Consider the following 23,653-nt stretch of genomic DNA (forward strand, 5'->3'; position numbering starts at 1 on the left):
ACTGGTTGTCATGCTGAAAAAGTATTTATTCCTGACTAAACCAGGAATTCTCTTTGGTAACTTCGTTACCACTTTGGGTGGCTACTTTGTAGCTGCCCAAGGTTCTGTAGATTTCCTTCTTCTTCTCATTACCCTTCTCGGTACCACTCTGGTTGTGGCATCAGGTTGTGTAGTCAATAACATCATTGACCAAGACATCGACCAAAAGATGCAACGTACGCAAAATCGTGCGATGGTTAAAAAATCAGTTTCCGTTCCTGTTGCTTTGGTTTATTCCCTGGCACTTGGATTCGCTGGTTTTAGCATTTTGTGGTTTTGGGTCAATGAGTACGCTTTTTTATTTGCTGTTATTGGTTTTGTTGTATATGTTGGTTTTTACAGCTTATGGACAAAACGAACCACCATCCATCAAACCATTGTGGGAAGTATTTCCGGTGCAGCTCCGCCTGTAATTGGTTATACCGCTGTTGCAAACCAGTTTGACATGGGTGCTTTACTTATTTTTATTGGGTATGCACTTTGGCAAATGCCTCACTCTTGGGCAATTGCAATTTACCGCTTTGAAGATTACAAAAATGCAGGGATTCCAATTTTACCTGTAGCACGTTCAATTCATCGTACCAAGATCGAGTCACTCATCTACGTTGTATTGTTCTGTATCACCATGAATGGATTATTTGTTTATGGTTATACAAATTGGATTTATGTGGTCGTACTGAACCTTTTGTGTCTGTACTGGGTGTATTTGAGTATTCAAGGCTTTAAAGCTGAAAATGATCAGTTATGGGCAAAGCAATATTTTATGTTCTCTGTCAAATTAATCACTGTCATCAGCCTGTTGTTTAGTTTCACTTCAACAGCCCCACAATTACCCATCATATTTTTTTAAAAGATAGAGTCCTGCTCTATCTTTTAATTAGATATGTCATACACTTTACCCCCTTCTCGTTATACTTTGTTTGCCCTTCTTATTTTCATTCACACACTTTCAGTAAGTAAATTCCTTTTATTCTTCATTTCATGTTCAGCAAGATTTAGCGCAGCACTATTTTCAGTATTTTTGCTTTTCGCTCTCCCCAAACCTTGTATTTAACATGCAAAGGCTCTAAAATTCACGCTTCGCAATTTATGCGACACAACTTTAGTTGTGACTCCTTGCCTCTGCTTGTATTTGCAAAGGCTGTATAAACCGTAAGGAGCTGACAATGCGTCACTACGAAATCGTACTTTTGGTACATCCAGACCAAAGCGATCAAGTTGTGGGTATGGTAGAACGTTACCTAACTCACATCAAAGAAGCTGAAGGTCAAATTCACCGTTTAGAAGATTGGGGCCGTCGTCAATTGGCTTACCCAATTAACAAAATTCACAAAGCTCACTACATTTTAATGAACGTTGAATGTGGTCAAGCTACGCTTAATGAATTAGAAGAATTGTTCCGTTATAACGATGCAATCCTTCGTAATGTTATTATTCGTCGTGAACACGCTATCACTGAAGAGTCTTTACTTGCTAAGAGTGCTGAAGAAAAACGTGCGCGTAAAGCTCAACGTGAAGAAGCACAACAAGCTCAAGACTCTGCTGAAGCATAAGGAGAACATTACATGGCACGTTTTTACCGTCGTCGCAAGTTCTGCCGCTTTACAGCTGAGAACGTTACGTACATCGACTACAAAGATATCGATACTTTGAAACAGTACATCACTGAAAACGGCAAGATTGTTCCTAGCCGTATTACAGGTACTAAAGCTCGTTACCAACGTCAATTGGCGCTTGCTATCAAACAAGCTCGCTACTTAGCGTTGATCCCTTACACTGACAATCATAAGTGAGGTTGAGCTGTGGATATTATCTTATTACAACGCATTAAAAACCTTGGTAAATTAGGCGATAAAGTATCAGTTAAAGCTGGTTACGGCCGTAACTTCCTTATCCCTCAAGGTAAAGCGGTTGCAGCTACTGAAGCTAACACTGCTGCTTTTGAAGCTCGTCGTGCTGAACTTGAGAAAGCTGAAGCTGACGTTTTAGCTGCTGCTCAAGCACGTGCTGACCAATTGAACGAAGTTAACATCGTAATCACTGCTAAAGCTGGTGACGAAGGTAAACTATTCGGTTCTATCGGTACTCGTGACATCGCTGACGCTTTAACTAATGCAGGTCTTGAAGTTGACCGTGCAGAAGTTCGTTTACCAAACGGTGCGCTTCGTCACACTGGTGAATTCAACATCGCAATCCAATTGCATCATGATGTTATTGCTGAAGTTCTCGTTACTATCGTATCTGAGTAATTTATTGCAAGAAAAAGAGCATGCTTTTGCATGCTCTTTTTTTATCTCTAAAAATAGTCAAAATAGTTGAATTAGCAGATATAGACCCCCTCCACTTCATTTATTTTGACTATTTTTAATGACTTACATAAATGAAATTTTCGATTCGCATTTTTTTTAAGAGCGCGTATCATCTGTTTATACGAAGATAATACCTTTTTTATTCTTCGGCATTTTTTTCAAATTACTCATTTATTGCATTTAAAATTAGGGTTTTATATGTCACAGGCGAATGCCAGCGCTATGCTTAACTCAGTTAAAGTAGATAATAAAGCAAATGAGTCAGGCCAACTCAAAGAGTTTCGTACCCCTCCGCATAACTTGGCAATTGAACAAGCCGTTCTTGCCGCGCTGATGACGGTAGCCGAATCTTTTGAGCAAGTCGGTGATGTATTAAGTGAAAATGATTTCTATGCCACACGTCATAAATATATTTTCCGTGCCATTGAAAAATTAGCCCAGGAAAACTCGCCTTATGATGCCGTATTGGTCAATGACTGGCTGATCAAACAGAACCTGCTTGAAGCTGTGGGTGGCGAAGAATACTTAATGCAATTAATGGCAGACTCTCCTTCCAGCTTTTATAACCTGGAAACTTATGCCAATAAAATTAAAGAATTTTCAACATTACGCAGCATGATTAAAGTCAGCTCTGAAATTTTACAGAATGCTTACGACACCAAAGGTCGTAGCGTGAGTGAAATTCTGGATCTAGCTGAAACCAACATCTTCTCGATTGCTGAACAGCATAACAACAATGCCAAAGCCCAAGGCCCAAAACCAATTAATGCAGTAGTCGCCGATGTTTTTGACAAGTTGAACGAACTTTCCCAAATGGAAGGGAACATTACCGGTTTAACATCAGGTTTCGTGGAACTGGATAATAAAACTTCAGGTATGCAGGCTGGTGATTTAATTATTGTGGCTGCACGTCCATCTATGGGTAAAACCACTTTCGCCATGAACCTGGTGGAAAGTGTGCTGTTTAACTGTGACTTGCCTGCCTTGGTTTTCTCTATGGAGATGCCCGCAGATTCGATTGCCATGCGTCTGATTTCTGCTTACGGTAAAGTCCACCAGGGTCATCTGCGTGCCGGTAAACTGGATGGCGATGAATGGTCTAAAGTCACCGGTACCATTTTACAGCTACAGGAAAAACATCTGTACATCGATGATTCTTCTGCCCTGCCTCCGACGGAATTACGTGCCCGTGCCCGTCGTATTGCCAAACAGCATGGCGGAAAAATTGGCTGCATCATGGTCGATTACCTTCAGCTCATGAAAGTACCCGGTATGGGTGACAACCGTGTCGGCGAGATTTCAGAAATTTCGCGTAGCTTAAAAGCCTTGGCTAAAGAGATGAACTGTCCTGTCATTGCACTTTCTCAGCTGAACCGCTCACTGGAAAACCGTCCAAATAAACGTCCGGTGATGTCCGACTTACGTGAATCTGGTGCGATCGAGCAGGATGCCGACTTGATCATGTTCATTTACCGTGACGAAGTGTATAACAAGGAATCCAAAGAAGCCGGTACTGCCGAGATTATTATCGGCAAGCAGCGTAACGGACCGATCGGTACGGTTCGTCTTGCTTTTGAAGGTCAATACACGCGCTTTAGCAATCTCTCACCTGAGTTCTACGCTCAATATGATGATGAAGAATAAGATATAAAAACGAGGTGCTGACCTCGTTTTTTTAAATTTATTTTTCTTGTACCATTGCTTTAATTCATCACTGCTACGTATTACATAAATTTTTTCTGTTTAATATTTGGTGAAAAATACACTTTAACTTAGTGTTTATTTTCAGTCATAGGACTACAATATCCCTCTCCATTTTGCTTAAGTTCCTCATTTTCAAGACTGAGGAATAGCATATCTATAATATTCTTATGTAGAGCTTATAAGCGATTTGATATAACAAATTGCTGTAATTTTTTATTGTAATCCCAAGGAGTGACGAGGGTGCGCCAAGCAACAGTTTATATTGATAGAGAAGCCCTTCAATATAATTTAAACCGTGTCAAACAACTTGCACCGACTGCTCAAATTGTCAGTATGGTCAAAGCCAATGCTTATGGACATGGAGTCAAAGACTGTTTAGCAGCCTTGGGTGAAACGGATGCTTTTGGTGTCGCCTGCCTGGAAGAAGCTTTAGAAATTCGTGAACTTGGCTATAAGCAACCGATTACCCTCATTGAAGGCATTTTTTCTGAAGATGAAATGCAGGTGGTGATAGAGAACAATATTGAATGTGTAATCCATCACCATCAGCAACTTGATTGGTTACGAGCACATAAAAATGCTTATATTGGCAAAAAATTAAAAGTTTGGGTCAAGCTGAATAGCGGTATGAACCGTCTTGGTTTTAAAGTACCCGAAATCATTGAAGTAATTAATTCGCTTAAAGCTGAAGGTTTTACTTGTGTACTGGCCATGCACTTTGCCAATGCGGATGCCAACCATCCTTTAAATGAACAACAAAAAAATCAGTTCCTGCAAGTGAAACAAGCTTGTGCACCCGTGATGGGCTCTTGCTGTAATTCGGCTGCCATTTATAAATGGCCTGAACTGCATTTTGATTTTGTCCGTCCAGGAATCATGCTTTATGGTGCATCACCATTTGCAGATCAATCCGTCCATGATTTAGGACTTAAACCAGTCATGACTTTTACGGCTGAAATTATTGCCCTAAATCACATTCAGGCAGGTGAACATGTCGGTTATGGCTCCACCTTTACCGCTGACAAAGACATGGACCTCGCTATCGTTTCAATTGGTTATGGAGATGGCTACCCTCGTGCCTTCCCTAAACAGAACTATGTATCTATTAACGGTCAAGCGACCCGTGTGATTGGCCGCGTTGCCATGGACATGATTGCCATTGATGTGACCGGTATGGATGCTCCGCTTGGAACTGAAGTTGAACTCTGGGGTAAAAACCGTCTGGTTGATGATGTTGCCGAAGCCAATGGCACCATTGGTTATGAGCTACTCTGTCGTTTAAGTGCACGTCCTATAAGAAAATAATATTTTAAATCCCAATAAAAAAACCCAAGCTTGTGCTTGGGTTTTTTTACAATCTCACAACTGCTTATTACTCTAGATAATCATCAGTCGGGATTGGCAATTCCTGTAAGCCACGGCGCAAAGTATCTGACCACTGTTTACTGAGTTTCCAGAAATAGGGATCTTCTTCATAAATTCGTTTGCCATTCGGAATATGCAAAGAATCTTTTCTATACACGACCGTATCAAGTGGCATCCCTACAGAAACATTGGAACGCAAGGTAGAATCAAAAGAGATTAAACAACAGCGTACGGCTTCATCTAAAGGCATTTCATAAATTAAAGCCCGGTCGAGTATGGGCTTGCCATATTTACTTTCACCAATCTGAAAATACGGCGTATCTTCTGTGGCACAAATAAAATTGCCTTGCGGGTAAATATTATACAGTTGCATTTCTGACCCTTGAATCTGCCCGCCCAACAAAATGCTGCAATAATAATTACTTTGTTCATGCGTGTGAGCATCTTCAACCACATCGGCAATCACTTTTTTCAAGGTGTGCCCCACCAGTTCCGCCATCTCAAACATAGTGTTTACACTATATAAGTTCGGTTCCTGTTTAAGTTCCAGATGGTTGTTTAAGTGACCAATCACTGCTTGAGTTGTGGCTAAATTCCCTGATGTCTGGATGGTTAAAAACCGTTCTCCTTCCACACCAAAGATATAGAGCTTGCGAAATACCGAGATGTGATCAACTCCGGCATTGGTACGGGTATCACTTACAAAAACCAGGCCGTCTTTTAACCGTAGCGCACAACAATAAGTCATTAGAAACTCCTTATGACTTTAAAATTTTCAGCAAGCGAGCACTTGAACAATAGAGCTCATGGATTCAATACCTCCACGCTCTCGTATACCTCGCACTGGCGCAACATCCCAGTAATCCCGGCCTATGGCGACATATATATGTGCATTAGGCGTAAATAACTGGTTGCTGGTATCAAAACAATACCACGTATTTTCAAAAAAAACCTCTGCCCAAGCATGACTGGCAAGATGAGAGGTATAGGGTACAAATAAATAACCTGATACATAACGTGCCGGCAAGCCTAAATATTTACACATGGCAATAAAGACATGGCTGTGATCCTGACATACCCCCTGTCGGCATTGAAAAGCCTCGATTGCAGAGGTATGGACCGAAGTTTGCTCAGGTGTATAGGGAATATAATTCAAGATAGCTTCAGACAGCACCATCAGGTTAGCCCGATTAATGCGAGGAACATAGCAATCTGCAAAACTTTTCATGTCGGCATTGCACAGCGTACTTGTGGTAGGCTGCAAAAATAATTGCGGATTGATGTGTGTATCAATTCCAAATTGCGTCGCAGGATTAATCTCGACAATGCCCTGTGCCATGATGGTCATCTGGCTGTAAGGCTGGCGCTGCGAACTGGTAATCCAGATATTATTAAAGGCATCGTTTTTTATTTCTTTTTGTCCGGGCACGCTGACATCCCAGCAATGTATCTGCTGATGGCCATTGCTGGTCGGTGTCATTTTAATATACTGAATACTGTTGCAGACCTGATCACTATATTGATAATGCGTTTGGTGATTAATCATCAACTTCATACATCCACCTCAAATAGCTGTTGAATATGATCACTAAAGTGATAAAAATTCATACTATCCGGGTTTAATTTAAGCTGCTGCCAGGCAGCATCCAGCTTATCCCAGCCAATCTGAGTCAGCAGATCAACAATTTTATTAATATTATCTAAAGTTGTGTTTTGGTCCTGTTTTAGACGAATTTGTCTGTCCAACTGCTCAATATTTTGTCCCAAACTAAAAAACAGAAACACATCTGCCGATTCAGCCTCTATCACATCATGGCAATCCGCTGCCACGTCACATATATAGCTCGCATTTGCATGAGCATTTTTAATTAGCTGATTCAGCTCTGCATAAGTCTTGGCTGAAAGTATGCCACGCAAGTCCTGTATGTTGTCTTTGGCATATTGAAATTGTTGATGAAAAGATGATGGCTGTTCATCATCCAGCAATAATGCATTGAGTGAACTCGCATCAAAAGCCGGCAAGCAAAAAGCATGGGCATATTGCAACGCCTCCTGATCTTCCACAAACGGAAACTGGCTACAGGTATATTGAATCCGGGTTAAATAACGGCCTAACCAAAAAATGTGCTGAGCATTACTATTTAATAAAATCATGATTTCCTTCCCATGGTTAAAGGTCTATGAATGCAGATTATCGACAACCCAGGTGTCTTTAATGCCACCACCTTGTGAAGAATTCACCACTAGCGACCCTGCCTGCATGGCTACCCGTGTCAAGCCACCCGGTACAATCTCGGTTCGATATGGTGAGCTAAGGACGAATGGGCGCAAATCGATATGACGCTCTGCCACGCCAAAATCGGTTAAAGTCGGGCAAACCGATAAATCCAGTGTCGGCTGTGCAATATACAAATGCGGTGCTGCACTAATTTTGTCTCTAAAAGATTCAATCTGGCTGTTTGAGGCATGTGGGCCAATCAACATGCCATACCCCCCTGAACCCTGCGCTTCTTTCACCACCAGTTGTTCCAGATTGGCTAAGACGTATTCCAGATCTTCACTTTCCCGACACAGATAAGTCGGTACATTTTTTAAGATGGCCTGCTCACCAAGATAAAAATGGATCATTTTATCCACGTACGGATAGATCGATTTATCATCAGCCACTCCGGTACCCGGCGCATTGGCAATCACCACATTGTGATTTAAATAAGCTGACATTAAGCCAGGCACACCCAAGGTGCTATCCGGCAAAAAGCATAAAGGATCGAGATATGCATCATCGACTCGCCGATAAATTACATCAACCCGCTGTCTGCCACGAATCGTTTTGACATAAACCTTATCGTTCTCTACAAAAAGGTCACGTGATGTCACTAAAGGCACATCCATTTCCCTTGCCAGGAAGGAATGTTCATAATATGCGCTGTTATAACGACCCGGAGTCAAGACCACAATAAAAGGCTTATCTACATAGGCATTTTCAACAAGGATCTCTTTGAGTAACTGAGGATATTGTTCAATACCCAAAATGTTATTTTGCTGGAACAGCTGTGGCATTATTTTTTGGCTAATTTTCCGGCTTTCCAGCATATAAGACACACCGGATGGCGTTCTTAAATTATCTTCCAGTACATAAAATTCACCATGACGGTCACGGATAATATCGATCCCACTGATTTGACTGTAAATTTTTCCTTTCAGGTCATGTGCATACATATGTGGCTGATAAGCTTCATGAGCCAACACCTGCAACTCAGGCACAATATTGGCTTTCAAAATGTCCTGTTGATGATAAATATCATGTAAAAATAAATTCAGCGCGCGCACTCTTTGTGCACAGCCAAGTGACACCTTGTTCCATTGTTTTTTTTCAATGACACGCGGAATCAGATCATAGGGAATGGTTCGTTCAATTCCTTCAGATTCGCCATAGACGGTGAAAGTAATACCGTCATATAAAAAATGCTCCTTGGCGGTCTGGTTAAGCGACTTTAACTCTTCCAAGGTATGCTGTGATAACCAATGTTCTATCTTTTGGCAGGTTTCCCCAGACATGGCTCGATCATCAACCAGCTCATTAAAGAAATGTGATTTGAACTGTTGAAATAATGCATTTACCTTATTTTGTGGCTTTACTTGATTTACCGTAGTCACGCTACTATTAGTCTCGATATCACTGTGAGCAAAATTTTCTAATAAAGAAATTAAATTTGTATCTTGATTCTCTTTAAGCATACAAACCTCGTCATTGTTTTCTATTGTGATTAGACTCTAGCAACAAACATGCCAATCATTCTTTAAGTTATTGAGCTATGATGATTTTATGCATTCAACGGCATTTTTTGCATAAATCTGGAGCAAAATATACAGAGTTACAGACACCCATGCTTGCGAAAATAATTCAGTTTTTTTATTGTGTTCATAATTTAATGGATATATAAACACTCTACTGGTTCTTTAATTTTAGTTATGTCTTCACAAGAAAAAGAAACATCAAATAGCCTGTATCGTCAGTGGCAAATTTTATCTCGTCTTTCTACCGGGAAATGGATGGGCACCCGTGAATTACAGGAAATTTTACAGCGTGAAGGCATTGATATCAGCCTGCGTACCATTCAACGTGATTTAAATCAAATCTCGCTACGTTTTCCGATTGAAAGCAGTAAAACCGTGCCTCAAGGCTGGCGCTGGCGTTCAGATGCGCCTATTCAAAGTTTGCCACATATGACCAGCTCGCAAGCAGTCACCTTTATGATGGTCGAAGAACATTTAAAACACCTATTGCCGCCTAGCCTGATTGAAGAGATGAATCCATGGTTTGATCTGGCACGTCGCAGCTTGTCGACCCAAAACAATGTACGCCAATGGATTAACCGTGTGCGTATTGTCCCGGCGACTCAACCGCTGATTCCCCCTGTCGTCGACAAACTGGCACAACAGTCCATTTATGAAGGCTTGCTGCAAGATAAACAGCTGGAATGTGTTTACCAGGGACGCAGCCATTCTGGCGAAGAAAAAACCTATATTTTAAATCCCTTAGCGTTGGTACAAAAAGGTGCGATTATTTATTTGATTTGTACCCGCCATGATAAAACCGATATTCAGACCTTTGCCCTGCATCGTTTTAAATCGGCTGTGGTGCTAAATTCGCGCGCGATGCATCCGGTTAACTTTGATATTGATGCCTATATTGAATCCGGTGCCTTAGGCTTTAGGGTCGACTACAATAAACCGACCCAAAATGTGACATTAAAACTAACTATGACAGAAGAAGATGCACATTACTTTGATGAAAGCCAGCTCAGCACGGACCAGGTGATTGAAAAATTAGAGAATGGTTTGGCCCAAGTCACTGCAACCGTGCCTTTCACTTCACAACTGGCATGGTGGTTAAGGAGTTTTGGCAACAAGATTCAGCACATCGAGCCGATTGAAGTTTCCAATGCAGTTCGTCAAATCGGGGATGAATAAAAGCACTGAAATAAACAATAAAAAAAGTCCCAATCTTTGGGACTATAGAATATTTCTGCTTGGATCTATTTTTAGTATTGTCTGGTAGGCTTCTAGAACATCAAGCTTTATTTTCTCACCCCGACACAAAGCTTGATGGTGACGGATTTTACACATGGAGAAAAACATATTGTGCTCTACTAGCACGCCAGTTCTCCACTATTATAGCGAATGGATTTCATCGTCATATAAATTACCTCTGTGGCTTAGATAAAACCAATGTAATTCAAACTCTCCGCTTTGTGAAAGCATAAGATCAGCAGTGTTAATCTGATTATTGATTAAGCATTTATTCTGAATTTCTATTTCCATGTGTTTATATACTCTTATGTAGTGTTCAGTCCAACTTTCATTCAATTCAAGAATGCCTATACTCAACCTTAACAGCTGAGATTTACTCTTAGCTCCTTTTAGTGGTTTTACAAATCAGAACTTGTACAGTGTACATAAAATAGGCAAATTCATATTATGAACCATTTGATGGAAACATGAAAATGCCAGTTCCAGCCCAAGCCGTCAGACATAGACTTTTAAATACTTTTTTCTCACGATACTCGGTCTGGTTTAGCTGTATTTTTATTACCTTAACAATTAGCTGGTTTAGAATTATCTATGAACTTCAATCTATTCATTATTTTCTTTCCGATCCCTTTCTGAATTCTTTATGGCTGATTTCAGGAATCCTGACCCTTGTTGGTGTATATGATATCTTGCAAAATCAGCATTCAATCCTGAAAAATTATCCCATCATTGGACATTTTCGCTTTATTTTTGAAGAGTTTCGTCCTGAAATCCGGCAATATTTTATTGAAGACGATCAGGATGCCCTGCCTTTTTCACGGATGCAACGCAGTCTGGTTTATCAACGTGCCAAGAATAAAAATGCCGATAAACCGTTTGGCTCCCTGATTGATGTCTATCAGCAAGATTACCGTTTTATTACCCATTCCATTACACCATGCAAACCTGCCGATCCTGAAAGCTTCCGTATTCAAATCGGCAATCATCAATGTCGACAGCCCTATAGCGCCTCCATTATGAATATCTCCGCCCTGAGTTTTGGCAGCCTGAGCGCCAATGCGATTCGGGCGTTGAATCTGGGGGCGAAAATGGGCAATTTTTACCATGATACGGGTGAAGGCAGTATCAGCCCTTATCATCTGGAAAATGGTGGGGATATCGTGTGGGAACTGGGTAGTGCCTACTTTGGCTGCCGTACTCTGGAGGGTCAGTTCGATCCGGAAAAATTTACCAAGCAAGCACGATTACCGCAAATCAAGATGATAGAAATCAAGCTGTCTCAAGGGGCAAAACCGGGTCATGGAGGAATTTTACCCAAAAGCAAAATTTCAGAAGAAATTGCCCAGATACGCGGAGTGAGCCGGGAACATGATTGCGTATCCCCAGCACAACATTCTACATTTAGCACTCCGATTGAAATGATGCATTTTATACAGCAACTGCGTGAACTGTCTGGCGGTAAACCGGTGGGCTTTAAACTCTGTATTGGCCAGCCCTGGCAATTCATGAGTATTGTCAAAGCCATGCTTGAAACTCAAATTGTGCCGGACTTTATTGTGGTAGATGGCTCTGAAGGTGGTAGTGGTGCCGCCCCGATTGAACTGATTGACCACGTGGGTACGCCTTTACGTGAAGGTTTACTGTTTGTCCATAACACCTTGGTCGGTGCAGGTTTAAGAAATCGAATCAAGATAGGAGCAAGCGGCAAAATTATCAGTGCATTTGACATTGCTAGTACCATGGCAATTGGGGCAGACTGGGTCAATTCAGCACGTGGCTTTATGTTTGCCGTAGGCTGTATTCAGGCACAAAGTTGTCATACCAACCAATGCCCGGTTGGTGTTACCACCCAAGACCAGGAACGGCAAAAAGCCCTGCATGTTCCCAGCAAGGCAGTTCGTGTTTTGAATTTTCAAAAAAATACCCTGCGTGCCTTATCCGAAATGATTGCAGTCGCAGGCTTAAAACATCCAGCGGATATCAAGCCACATCATTTAGCCCAGCGCATTAATGACCGGGAAATCAAGAATTATGCCCAGTTGCACTTCTGGTTAAAAGAAGGTGAATTACTCAACTGCAAAGCAGGAGATCATGAAAACTTCTATTATCGCATCTGGAATTTAGCCCATGCAGAAAGATTTTAATCGGGACACAAATTCAAAGTGAATTGCATTTCAAAGAATCAACAAAGAGGCTACATGGGCCAGTGCTGTCCCATAATTTGAATTTTATTTTCAGCACCAAATCAATATGATGACATTCTATATTTAAATATTTGATATTTATATTTAATTTTTTCTCAGCCTTGTCTTTTCTTTAAAAGTTCAAGTCACTTTGTGTAGGCTGAACCCTACTTTTGACAGACCAAAAGTAGGCAAAAGTCTTTATTCCCCATACACGACATCCTGTCGTGATGGGGAACGTGTGGCATCCTTGCCACACTCACGAATCAAACACCTGGAATTTAACTGTGGGACAGCAGGTGCCACATGAGCCTCTTTCAGGTAGTCATGTAAAGCAAATCAATAATAACCAGATGAGCTTTGGGCATGTAAAAAAGCAGGAATCAAACCGGTTAAGGCCGCACGAATATCAGCACGTTCATTGATCAACTGGTGTGACCCTTCTTCCAGCATCAATAAGGTCTGTAAACGGAACTTGCGACGAATAAACTCAATATTATAGCGCCAGTCGACCGTCTGGTCCTGTGCCCCCTGTGCCAACCAGACGGGAATGCGGCAAGCAGGACGCTCTTCCATTTCCTGCATCCATTTTGACATGGCCAGAATCCAGTCCATTCCCATCATACGGGGCTGTAACGGATCTTTTAAACGGACAAAACGTAAAAACTCAGGATTATGATTATTACGCCTAAAATGCCGTGGTACCTGACGCTTAATCCGTCGGATAATACCCAGACCAACAGAATTATGCCACCACGCCGACTTGGCTGGTCGAAGCAGCGGTGAAAGCAATAATACACGGTCTACATAGGGATTTTCACGACGCTGGGCAAATTCCAGCAAATGATGCATCCAGATGGCACCACCGGTACTCTGACCGATTCCTAACCAGGGTTTCGGTAATTGCTCGGCATTTTTAATGTAGTGATAAACAGCATGTAATACCTGCTGGTAATGATCAAAATTTTTGATATTTGCCGGCGAACCGTCACTCAGGCCATGACCGGGCAAATCATAGGTAATGACACTAAAACCCTGTTCCAGCAATTCACGAATAATCGGCTGGTAAATCCCACTATGTTCCAGGTAGCCGTGCAGTAAAAATACCGTGCCACGTATTTTCGGTAAGGCAATTTTTCCCAGATTCGGTTGAAATACCTGTACATGCAATTTAAACAAAGGCATTTGCACATAGCCTTGCCAGTGCTCACAGTCCAGCAAATGCAAACCATATAACTTGCGATAGGCCTGAATTTCGAGTGAAGGTTGATAAGGCTGGTTCAGATTCAATGCTTCAAGTAATTGAGGTGTGGTTTCACGACTTGGAACGGGTAAATCCAGCTGTTTTAAAATAGCAGGATTTAAAAATGGAATATCAGGCATTAAGGTACCTCTCGGCAATCACTGGAACCAAACCAGATATCACGAATAGTGGCTAACATTTCATAATTGGCACGGCGGCTATGGTCATAATTCTGTTCACTTGGACGCCAGTGGGTCAATTGAGTGGGCATAGGTGCTTCCACAGGTACAGTTTCAATACCATTCAAGGCAAATAAACGACGGGTACGCGGCATATGATAACGGTCGGTAATCAGAATCACCCGTGGAGCTCCACCTTTTTTTTGCAATAGCAATGAGCTAAAACGCGAATTTTCACAGGTATTCATGCTGCGGTCTTCCAGCAGTTTCGCATCGACATTATATGCTTTTAACCAGCGCTGCATATACGGTGCTTCAACACCACTCAGCACAATCGGTAAATGGTACTGTCGTTCTATTTCTAAGGTTTTTTCTAAACGCAGACGGGTATATTTGTTTACCACAATATCCTTGCTATTTTTATCCAGTGTCAACCCACCACCCAGGACCACAATTGCATAAGGTTTAGAGCTTTGTGACTGTGATTGTTCATTTTGCTCCTGAATCAGGGCAATATCCTGATAGATTGTTTCGTCAACCGCTTCTCCAGCCACCTTTTCCGGTTCTATTTCATGCGTGCGCAGAAAATCCAGATATTTTTCCATTAAGGCTTTATTTTCGCTGCTGTTTAAATCCAGCAAATCTTTGACCGTTTGGGTGGGATCTTCTGCTTCAGATGCAGCTTCAACCGGCTTTGCCAGCAGCGGAACTTGCGGTTTGTCCTGTTGTTGTTCTTCTTTGATCTGGGCATCTTCAATGATTTGTTGCAAGGCTTTATAACGCGCTTGAATCAATACCAGATCCTGTGAATTATGGCTTTGTATCGCCTCTTCCATCAATTTTAGATAGGCTTGACGGGCAATCCAGACTTTAGAACCCGGCTCCAGATTTTCATGTTCACTTAAAGCTGCCATTTGCTGGCTTTTTGCCGCGACCTGATTCACCTCTACAGGCACAAAACTGTTTAATGCACTCACCACCCAACCAGAATAAAAGGGTGAATAAAGCAAAACCATGAAACAGCCGAACAGTACAAATAGCACTGAAGCTATTTGTACCAGTCGTACCATCCAATGCGATTTCGCCATCATTTTTTATTCCAGATGTGAACGAATTAAGCCTGTTTCATCAAACAAGACCGGTTCCGGTTCTAACAAAATATCAAATTTTTGCTGCACATCGTGTTGTACAGCATGGTACGTGGTCTGAACATCCGCCAGATTGGCCTGATCATAATTGACTAGCACCAAAGCCTGCTTATGGAACATACCCACCACACCCAGTTTTTTACCCTTCCAGCCTGATTGATCAATCAGCCAGCCTGCTGCAATTTTAACCCCACCTTTTGCTTGAGGATAATGGGGCAAATTCGGAAATGTCTGTGCCAAATGGTCAAAAAGCTGTTCTGAAATAATCGGATTTTTGAAAAAACTTCCCACATTCGGATATTCTTTTGGATTTGGCAATTTACTTTGACGAATCTGAATGACTTGTTTTTGCAGGTTTTCAGCCGTCTGTTCTTCACCTACTGCCTGCTTGAGATCACCATAATTCAACATTAAATGGACTTGCTTAAGCAACTTAAAAGTCACATGAGTAATCACAAAACGGTTCGGGTCATCTTTAAAAATACTGTGCCGATAGGAAAAATCACAATCTTGAGCCAGAATGGTGCTGAATTGTTCCAGCTGACGGTCATAAACTTGAACCGACTCGATGAACTCACCCGCTTCTACTCCATAGGCACCAATATTCTGTACCGGAGATGCACCGACCAAACCTGGAATAAGTGCCAGATTCTGCAGGCCATATAAATGATTTTCTGTAGTCCAGAGTACGAAATCATGCCAGACCTGACCTGCACCCACGCGAATGGTTTTGCTGTAATCATCTTCAATCACATATTCAATGCCCTGAATGTCCATATGAATCACCAGCGCATGGATTTTTTCCGGCAAGAGCATGTTGCTGCCACCAGACAGAATCAAAACATTTAACTGCTGTTGCTTAGCATAATTTAAAGCATCCACCAATTCAGCTGTGGACTGAACTTTGCAGTAATGCGATGTGGTTGCATCAAGACTTAAGGTATTAAAAGGCTTAAGTTGAATTTGAGTTTGAATATTCATGTGCTTAAACCTTTATTTCACATCGATCTGTTGTTTGAACTGCTGTTTAAAAATGCTGACCCAAGCCAAGCTGCTCGATTCACACTGATCGAGTACACGCTCAAACCCATTTGCTCCGCCATAATAAGGATCTGGCAACGCCTGTTTGGGATAAGTTTGATCGTATTCACTCATCAATGCAATTTTTGCCCGAATCTGGTGGGCCGCATAGGCGATTTGAGCCTGTTTTAAAAGCATTTGAATATTGAATAAATTTTCATGATCCATCGCCAGAATAAGATCAAATTCAAGAAAATCTTGCGCTTTTAACTGGCGCGCCCGTAACGATGATAAATCATAGCCCCGTTTTAAGGCATGTTTCTGGCTACGCTCATCTGGTGCTTTTCCGGGATGGTAATTACTGGTTCCTGCAGAGTTGATCATAATATTCAGTTGCTGTTTATCACAAAAATGTCTAAGAACAACTTCTGCCGTAGGAGAGCGACAAATATTTCCTAAACATACACATAACACCTTATAGGGCGTTTTGGATGACATAACAACCTCAATTACTGCTTTATTTTCAGGTGTCTTATGTTAAGTTATTTACAGGATGAATCCTATAGAACACTAAAACAATAATCTTGAATTTGATATCAAAAAGGAAGCAATAGATGAGCCATTTTCAATTTCAAACCGTCTCGAATATTATTTCAGGACTGGGCTCGATCTATGAGTTAAAGCCATTATTACAACAACAGACGTATAAAAAACTGCTGCTGGTCACCGATTCAGGTATCATTCAGCAGCAACTGCATATGCCGATTATTGAAATTTTAGAAACCATTCGACTGCCCTATGCAATTTATTCAAACGTTCAGGCCGATCCTCCTGAACATATTGTATTGGACGCCGTAAACTTCGCCAAAAATGAAAAAGCAGACATCATCTTGGGTTTTGGTGGTGGCAGTTCACTGGATGTTGCCAAAGTGATTGCGGTTCTGGCTCATCCGCAGCAACAACAAAATTTGCAGGATTTATATGGCGTAAATAATGCCAAACAACCGAGATTGCCGCTGTTTTTAGTTCCTACAACGGCAGGTACAGGTTCCGAAGTCACTCCCATCTCGATTGTCACTACAGGTGAAACCACCAAAACCGGCATCGTTGCTCCAGTTTTATTTGCCGATGTCGCCATTTTAGATGCGACTTTTACCCAAAACTTACCTGCACATATTACCGCGGCAACCGGTATTGATGCGATGGTGCATGCGATTGAAGCCTATACCTCAAAAATCAAAAAGAATCCCTATGCCGACATGTTAGCTAAACAGGCTTTAAGATTACTCAATAAAAACCTAAGTTTAGTCTTAGCAGATGGGCAGAATTTAGAAGCACGTCAAAATATGCTAGTTGGATCAATGCTCGCCGGACAGGCCTTTGCCAATGCTCCTGTGGCAGCAATCCATGCACTTGCCTATCCCTTAGGCGGACATTTTCATATTTCACATGGCCATAGCAATGCTCTGGTTTTGACCGAAGTATTAAAATTCAATGCACCAAATGCCAAACAATACTATGCTGAACTGATGTGCTGGTTGGACCCGAAAAGTACTGGCAGTACAGATGGTTTGTGTGATTTATTTATTGATCATATGCAAAATCACTTAGAGCAAAGTGGGCTGATTTTAAAGCTGAAAGATTTAAATGTTCCTGAAAATATGCTGGATCAATTGGCAAGTGATGCGATGCTGCAAACCCGGCTGTTACAAAATAACCCGCGTGACCTGATTCAACAGGATGCACGGGAAATTTACCAAGCTATTTATGCATAAATTTCTATTTATATTTGTGATAAAAACAGATTTAAGTGATATCAAAATAACCAAATAATGATTTATTACAGGTCATCCCATTTTATTGAGATGATCTATTTTTTCACTTGTATTTTTATGGACTTCACAGTAAAAACAAATGAAATCATCAAAACAACTATGCCAATGAAACAGATACCTAAACGACGTGCAGATTTTTCATACTTTTTACCTATTCAAACCCGCTGGTCCGATAATGATATCTATGGTCACGTCAATAATGTGACTTATTATAGTTATTTTGATACTGCCGCCAATTCCCTGCTGATTGAAAAGGCAGACTTTGATATTCGCTATTCGCCCGTGATTGGATTAGTCGTGGATTCGGCATGCAGTTTTTTTCAGGAATTGTCTTATCCTGAAATCATTGATGTCGGTGTGACAATTTCCAAACTGGGCAATTCATCCCTGCAATATGATTTAGCCATTTTCAAACAGGACCATGATGTGGCCTCAGCGCAAGGCCATTTCGTGCATGTATTTGTCGACCGCCAGACACGAAAAAGCACCCCGATTCCAATTAAAATGCGGGATACTCTCTATCAGTACAGTGTGAATGAATAAGCTTATTTGAGCTGGATATTCTGTATTTCACCCTCAAAGTTTTGCAGAAGCTCTTTGACCGCAGGTTCTGCATGCAGTAACTCTGCCGCACGTGCATAGGCTTTTTCTTTACGCTCACTTTGCATGCTATACGGCGTTGTGGTTTCTACATCTGCATAATGAACCTGAAAATGAGTACTCGACCATTCAGTTTTTAAGGCCTGCTCCAAGGCATGCTGCAACTGAGTCAACAAAGCTTCATATTGCTTTGGAATGTGGAAAGTCGATTCACCATTGATTTGACCCGTCATCACGCCATGCTGAGCCAATTCTTGGACTGCCGGTGAAAGATCACTGTTACGGAACCAATACTCCCACTTATCCACCGTCCACTCGCCTTCAAGAACTTGAGGCTTTAGTCTTAAAATATCTTGTGGCATCAGTTTTGATGAAATATCGGTCAGATTGCCTTGTACCTCTTGATGTGCCGGAACAGCCGGTTCAGCTGCCAAATCAAATAATAAATCTTGTGCGGTTTCTTCTACAGGTTGCTGAGCTTGCGCCTGAACTTCCGCTGGAGCTTTGACAGGCGTTAATTCATTGGCTGCTAATGGTACTAGTTCATCAAACAGAAAATCATCGCTGTTGCTTTCATCAGCTGTAGTACTTATTGCTTCAGGCTCATCATCAAAGCCAAATAAAGCATCGTCACTCGATGGATCGAAGATAATTTTTTCCGACTGTACTTGAGCTGGATGCAATGAAGAATCTGAAGGAGTAGATCGCACTTCAGCTTCTACAGTTTCTTTCTCCAGGAAATCATCCGAACTTGGTTCATCTACAGAAACAGATTGAGCTGTAACTTCATTAAATGAGTCATCATCATACTGAGCATCATCAAAATCATCATATACAGCTGCTGATTCAACAGGTGTGTCCTGTTCTACCATTATATTTTGAGCTGCTTGCTGCTGAACCTCATGTTGAATCGACTGTTGTACTACAGGCTGAACGCTCGGTGTAACAACTTGTTGTACTTGTGATAGCGGAACTTCATTGGGCTGTAATGGACGGAACGCCAATAAGCGCAATACGCACATTTCAAAGCCCTGCTCTTGCGTCACCGCCAGTTGCAGGTCAGCACGGCCTTTACAGGCCACCTGATAATACAATTGCAAATCTTGTGCTGAAATGCGTTGCGACAACTGCATAATCTTTTGATTGATTTCAGCACTGTATTTCAAGCTCAGCTCAGGCAAATACTGCAGTAATGCCAGTTCATGCAGGGTTGAAATCAATTGATCCAGAACCAGTGACACATCCAGCGCCTGTTGTCTAAATTGCATCAGCAATTCACTGACACGGGCTTTCTGGTTCTGATGAATGGCCAAGATCAAATCATAAATGATGGTACGGTCAATCAGACCCAGCATGTCTTTGACATCTTGATGCTGGATTGCGCCCTGACCATAGGCAATGGCCTGATCGGTTAAAGATAAGGCATCACGTAATGACCCCTGGGCAGATTCAGCAATTTGCCAGATGGCATCCTGTTCGGCTTTTATTTCTTCTTTGTTTAAGATACTGGTGAGATGTTCGGTAATTTCATCGACTGCTAGTGGACGCAAAGTAAATTGCAAGCAACGGGAAATAACAGTAATCGGTAATTTTTGTGGATCAGTGGTAGCAAAAAGGAATTTTACATGTTCAGGTGGTTCTTCTAATGTTTTCAGTAAGGCATTAAAGGAATGCGTCGAAAGCATATGCACTTCATCGATCAAGTAAACCTTGAAACGACCTTGCGTAGGCGCATAGGGAACATTATCTAACAATTCACGTGTATCTTCTACTTTGGTACGTGAAGCCGCATCAATCTCGATTAAATCGATAAAACGGCCTTCATTCACCGCTTTACAGGTTGCACACACTTCACAAGGCGTTGAGGTCACGCCAGTTTCGCAGTTCAGACATTTCGCCAAAATACGGGCAATCGTGGTTTTACCTACTCCGCGAGTCCCGGTAAACAAATACGCATGATGCAACCGACCACGTTCCAAGGCACTCGTCAGTGCGCGCGACACATGGTTTTGCCCCACCAATTCATTAAAATTACGTGGACGGTATTTTCGTGCAAGTACTTGATACATGTATGCTCCTTTTTACAGGTCTAAGCATACTGTTTTTTTATAAAATAGTGAAATAAATGGCGGAGGTATGAACAATAAAAATCTTGTATTCTGCCGAAACAAAGACGAAATTTTTATTTATACATTCAATAAAATTAGCTCAGTTTTCCCAAAAGAAAATCACTTTGCATCTGATAGCTTTTACCGCTTTGATCTTCACGAATTTCAAGAACTTTTTCATCTAAATTTACATAGAGTAAATTACGCGTTGCCACATTGATCAGCTCAATTCTTTGCTTTGATTCATCTATAAAACGCAGCTTACCTTTCAAGGTTTCGACTTCACTATGACCACTTAAACTTTCACGGGTTAAGGTATAGGTTTGATCTTCATACAATGCCAAAGTCACAGCCATACCTGGACAATCTTCGCAACGGGATAAACAGCTCATGCACGGTGTTGTACCCTCATATTCTCCTGCCCATGCTGCCAGTTGCTTTTTCGACTCTATAGATGCATTGCCTTGCGTATTCGATTGCTTGGCATCCTGACATCCCAATAATGCAGTACTTGCCAGCAAAGGAATTAACACGACATTTTTCATGAAATATCAACAGCAGCTAGAATCTCAGGCAAAGTAGCATATTTTCCCGTTATTTTCCTCAACAACATGTTGCACATTAAAACCAACCCTTACGACCTGCCAAGATACGATCCGCGCAGCGTAGTGTTTCCTGGGTCAAGCCCCACAGCCGGTAATCGCCTGTGATGGAAGCCGTGGAAAAATTATGGGTATAGGCAAAACTTAAACCACGCTCCGGGTCACACCATGCACCAGAGCCATTAAAGCCCATATGCCCAAACCCTGATGATGATTTGCCTAAAGTTAAAATCCGGTGATAACCCAATCGCCAATGCATCGGTAGTGGCATAATCCGGTCACGTCGGGTGTACTGAATTTGGCTTAACTGTTTAAAGATTTCAGTGCCTATCAACTGCTGCCTTTGCCACTCCCCGCCATTGGCAAGCATGGCATAAATTCGAGCTAGGCTATTGGCACTAAACACACCTGTTGCCGCAGGAATTATAGCTTGTAAACCTTGATCACTAAAAAAGCTGAAATTTTTCATTCCTTTTGGAATCATCGCATCCTGAAAGTCTTGAGGTTTTTGGCCGGATAACTCCAATAATTTATCGAATGGAGATGCTTTGCGTGCCTGTGCAGGTTTTACTTTAGGTTTGGAATTTTGAAGCTTATCTTTTGAAACTTTTTGTTGAGGAATAATCCTGGCAACTTCAGCAAGTTTTTCCTTAGGTACACCAAAATAGGCAGCATCTAATTGTAATGGTGCAACCAGATATTGTTGCATCAGTTCCGCCAGTGTTTTACCTGTGGCTTTTTCCAAAATGCCACCGACTTGCCAGCCAAAGGTTAAGGGCTGATATGCTGCATCTGTCATCACTGCAAAACGTGGTTTGGCCTGGGCTATAATAGCAAGCATATGCTGCCAATCCGCCATTTCCGAGGCATCAGCAACAAGATTGCGAATATCATATAAACCGCTTTGATGACTCAGCATATGCCTTAAGGTAATTTGATCTTTACCCTGTTGGGCAAATTCAGGCCAGTAAGTTGCTACTGGAATATCATAATCAACAAAACCTTCACTGACTAAAATATGCGCTAAGGTAGATAAAACCCCTTTCCCGGTGGAATAGCAGAGCGACAAGGTATTTGCTTGCCAGCTTTCGGTTTCAGACTTTTTCCCTGTCCAGATATCAACAACTTTTTGACCCTGAAAATAAATCACCAGAGCAGCGCCACCTAACTCTGTCCGTGCATCCTGCATCCGGCTGAACTGTCTGGCAAGGTCGATAAAGCGTTCATCGACGTGACCTTGATAATTTGCCGTATTGGCAAAAAGGTAATCTTTTAGTTGCTGCATCCTTCCATCCCTAGAAATCTGTTTTCCATGAGCTTAAAACAAAAAAGCCTAAATCGACAGTGACTTAGGCTTTGGTCTTAAAGTGCTTTGACACTTCCCGTGACATGCGGTTTTTTGTTTTTACCGTTTCGGATGACAAACTCGGTATCTTGTCCTTCCTGAGCAGTCAAGAACTCCACTTTTGAAGGGAGATACATCGGGAGCTTAAACCAGACATCAGCTTCGTAGGCATCTGGCAAAGTTAAGCTGGCCTGTGCTTTCGCTTTGCTCCACATACCATGGGCAATCGCCTGTTTAAAACCGAATGCTTTTGCCGTGATGGCATGGATATGAATCAGGTTAAAGTCACCAGACGTTAAAGCATAACGACGACCAGTATTTTCAGATACATTCCATTCGGCATTGAGTTCATAGGCTGGCGTTTTATTGTCTACCAGTTTAGGAGTAGCTTTAACACTGGTTTTTTGACGGGCTAAATAGGTAGTTACCCCTTCCATCACCACGTCATTGCCAACTTTCGCCGTGGTAATAAAGTCAAATTGAACACCCTTATCATGCGATTGCAATTCACCAAATTTGCAAGACAAAGTTAATGCTTCATTGGTTCCGACTTTGCGGTTTTGTTTAATCTGGTTGCGAATATGTACCAGACCTAAAATTGCAAATGGGAAAGTCTCAGTCGTCATCATATGCATTTGCAGGCTTTGCGATAGTACTGCTAAATAAATGGCTGGAATATAATCATTATTCTTGAAGCCGCACACTTCGTTATAAGCCTTAAGATGCTTTTGATCGACCTTGAATGAATCCACCACATATTCAACTTGCGGCAGCACTTGTTCACCTTTAGGCTTTTTAAAAATCAAGCCTTGAATCACTTTCGGATAGGCTAAATAAGGTTTTGGAAGTTGACTAAAATGGCGAGTATTCATACTGAACCTTTTGGAAGTTTTTCTAATTTATTTAATGGAGTTCTCTCTCCCTCTGGGAGAGAGCTAG

22 protein-coding genes are annotated in these 23,653 nt (G+C 41.7%); 10 read left to right on the forward strand and 12 right to left on the reverse strand.

Annotation, left to right across the window (positions count from 1 at the left end):
* Positions 1 to 10: 10 nt before the first annotated feature.
* The 6 genes from cyoE to alr all read left to right on the forward strand — a co-directional run bounded on the left by cyoE (position 11) and on the right by alr (position 5,357).
* Positions 11 to 889 (forward strand): heme o synthase, encoded by an 879-nt coding sequence (gene cyoE, locus JFY49_RS08935; RefSeq protein ID WP_200222624.1) that lies wholly within the window; start codon positions 11 to 13, stop codon positions 887 to 889.
* A 316-nt stretch (positions 890 to 1,205) separates the two neighbouring features.
* Positions 1,206 to 1,592 carry a 30S ribosomal protein S6 gene (rpsF, locus tag JFY49_RS08940; RefSeq protein ID WP_086197267.1) on the forward strand — a complete coding sequence of 129 codons (387 nt, stop codon included), beginning with the start codon at positions 1,206 to 1,208 and terminating at the stop codon, positions 1,590 to 1,592.
* A 12-nt stretch (positions 1,593 to 1,604) separates the two neighbouring features.
* Entirely contained in the window at positions 1,605 to 1,832 is a 228-nt protein-coding gene (rpsR, locus tag JFY49_RS08945; RefSeq protein WP_004719336.1) for a 30S ribosomal protein S18, read from the forward strand.
* A gap of 9 nt (positions 1,833 to 1,841) precedes the next feature.
* Entirely contained in the window at positions 1,842 to 2,288 is a 447-nt protein-coding gene (gene rplI, locus JFY49_RS08950; protein ID WP_086197266.1) for a 50S ribosomal protein L9, read from the forward strand.
* Positions 2,289 to 2,546: 258 nt separating this feature from the next.
* Positions 2,547 to 3,992: a replicative DNA helicase gene (gene dnaB / locus JFY49_RS08955; protein ID WP_086197265.1), complete on the forward strand. Its 1,446-nt coding sequence runs from the start codon at positions 2,547 to 2,549 to the stop codon at positions 3,990 to 3,992.
* A gap of 300 nt (positions 3,993 to 4,292) precedes the next feature.
* A complete protein-coding gene (gene alr / locus JFY49_RS08960) occupies positions 4,293 to 5,357 on the forward strand; it encodes an alanine racemase (RefSeq protein WP_200222625.1) in 1,065 nt (354 codons plus the stop codon).
* A 67-nt stretch (positions 5,358 to 5,424) separates the two neighbouring features.
* Here alr and JFY49_RS08965 read toward each other — a convergent pair whose 3' ends face one another.
* The 4 genes from JFY49_RS08965 to JFY49_RS08980 are packed head-to-tail and all read right to left on the reverse strand — an operon-like array spanning position 5,425 to position 9,155.
* Entirely contained in the window at positions 5,425 to 6,165 is a 741-nt protein-coding gene (locus tag JFY49_RS08965) for a proteasome-type protease (RefSeq protein WP_086197263.1), read from the reverse strand.
* 27 nt (positions 6,166 to 6,192) lie between these two features.
* Positions 6,193 to 6,972, reverse strand: a complete 780-nt coding sequence (locus tag JFY49_RS08970) for a transglutaminase family protein (RefSeq protein WP_200222626.1) — start codon at positions 6,970 to 6,972, stop codon at positions 6,193 to 6,195.
* Positions 6,969 to 7,571, reverse strand: a complete 603-nt coding sequence (locus JFY49_RS08975) for an alpha-E domain-containing protein (protein WP_200222627.1) — start codon at positions 7,569 to 7,571, stop codon at positions 6,969 to 6,971. Before JFY49_RS08975 ends, JFY49_RS08970 begins: the two co-directional genes overlap by 4 nt.
* Before the next feature lie 24 nt (positions 7,572 to 7,595).
* Positions 7,596 to 9,155: a circularly permuted type 2 ATP-grasp protein gene (locus tag JFY49_RS08980; RefSeq protein WP_200222628.1), complete on the reverse strand. Its 1,560-nt coding sequence runs from the start codon at positions 9,153 to 9,155 to the stop codon at positions 7,596 to 7,598.
* 234 nt (positions 9,156 to 9,389) lie between these two features.
* Here JFY49_RS08980 and JFY49_RS08985 point away from each other — a divergent pair, with 234 nt between their 5' ends.
* Both JFY49_RS08985 and JFY49_RS08990 read left to right on the forward strand, forming a co-directional pair.
* Positions 9,390 to 10,391, forward strand: a complete 1,002-nt coding sequence (locus tag JFY49_RS08985; protein WP_180042977.1) for a helix-turn-helix transcriptional regulator — start codon at positions 9,390 to 9,392, stop codon at positions 10,389 to 10,391.
* Positions 10,392 to 10,924: 533 nt separating this feature from the next.
* Positions 10,925 to 12,595 (forward strand): FMN-binding glutamate synthase family protein, encoded by a 1,671-nt coding sequence (locus JFY49_RS08990; protein WP_200224845.1) that lies wholly within the window; start codon positions 10,925 to 10,927, stop codon positions 12,593 to 12,595.
* A 378-nt stretch (positions 12,596 to 12,973) separates the two neighbouring features.
* Here the strand turns inward: JFY49_RS08990 and JFY49_RS08995 are convergent, their stop codons facing one another.
* The 4 genes from JFY49_RS08995 to JFY49_RS09010 are packed head-to-tail and all read right to left on the reverse strand — an operon-like array spanning position 12,974 to position 16,722.
* Positions 12,974 to 14,017, reverse strand: coding sequence for an alpha/beta hydrolase (locus tag JFY49_RS08995; protein ID WP_180176119.1), 1,044 nt, complete (start codon positions 14,015 to 14,017; stop codon positions 12,974 to 12,976).
* On the reverse strand, positions 14,017 to 15,144 hold the full coding sequence (locus JFY49_RS09000) for a YdcF family protein (RefSeq protein ID WP_200222629.1): 1,128 nt from the start codon (positions 15,142 to 15,144) through the stop codon (positions 14,017 to 14,019). The genes JFY49_RS08995 and JFY49_RS09000 overlap by 1 nt, the downstream gene beginning before the upstream one ends.
* A gap of 6 nt (positions 15,145 to 15,150) precedes the next feature.
* On the reverse strand, positions 15,151 to 16,185 hold the full coding sequence (gene murB / locus JFY49_RS09005) for a UDP-N-acetylmuramate dehydrogenase (protein WP_200222630.1): 1,035 nt from the start codon (positions 16,183 to 16,185) through the stop codon (positions 15,151 to 15,153).
* A 12-nt stretch (positions 16,186 to 16,197) separates the two neighbouring features.
* Positions 16,198 to 16,722, reverse strand: a complete 525-nt coding sequence (locus JFY49_RS09010; RefSeq protein WP_200222631.1) for a low molecular weight protein-tyrosine-phosphatase — start codon at positions 16,720 to 16,722, stop codon at positions 16,198 to 16,200.
* A 116-nt stretch (positions 16,723 to 16,838) separates the two neighbouring features.
* Between JFY49_RS09010 and JFY49_RS09015 the strand changes: the two genes are divergently transcribed.
* Complete coding sequence (locus JFY49_RS09015) at positions 16,839 to 17,999, forward strand: iron-containing alcohol dehydrogenase (protein WP_200222632.1); 1,161 nt, start codon at positions 16,839 to 16,841, stop codon at positions 17,997 to 17,999.
* Between the two features lie 165 nt (positions 18,000 to 18,164).
* Positions 18,165 to 18,602: an acyl-CoA thioesterase gene (locus tag JFY49_RS09020; protein ID WP_200222633.1), complete on the forward strand. Its 438-nt coding sequence runs from the start codon at positions 18,165 to 18,167 to the stop codon at positions 18,600 to 18,602.
* 2 nt (positions 18,603 to 18,604) lie between these two features.
* Here JFY49_RS09020 and dnaX read toward each other — a convergent pair whose 3' ends face one another.
* The 4 genes from dnaX to JFY49_RS09040 all read right to left on the reverse strand — a co-directional run bounded on the left by dnaX (position 18,605) and on the right by JFY49_RS09040 (position 23,586).
* Entirely contained in the window at positions 18,605 to 20,728 is a 2,124-nt protein-coding gene (gene dnaX / locus JFY49_RS09025) for a DNA polymerase III subunit gamma/tau (protein ID WP_200222634.1), read from the reverse strand.
* Between the two features lie 134 nt (positions 20,729 to 20,862).
* A complete protein-coding gene (locus tag JFY49_RS09030; RefSeq protein ID WP_180080270.1) occupies positions 20,863 to 21,312 on the reverse strand; it encodes a copper resistance protein NlpE N-terminal domain-containing protein in 450 nt (149 codons plus the stop codon).
* Between the two features lie 76 nt (positions 21,313 to 21,388).
* A complete protein-coding gene (locus JFY49_RS09035; protein ID WP_200222635.1) occupies positions 21,389 to 22,654 on the reverse strand; it encodes a serine hydrolase domain-containing protein in 1,266 nt (421 codons plus the stop codon).
* 77 nt (positions 22,655 to 22,731) lie between these two features.
* Positions 22,732 to 23,586: a MaoC family dehydratase gene (locus tag JFY49_RS09040; protein ID WP_200222636.1), complete on the reverse strand. Its 855-nt coding sequence runs from the start codon at positions 23,584 to 23,586 to the stop codon at positions 22,732 to 22,734.
* Between the last annotated feature and the right edge of the window lie 67 nt (positions 23,587 to 23,653).

The organism is Acinetobacter sp. CS-2 (assembly GCF_016599715.1).
GTDB lineage: Bacteria > Pseudomonadota > Gammaproteobacteria > Pseudomonadales > Moraxellaceae > Acinetobacter.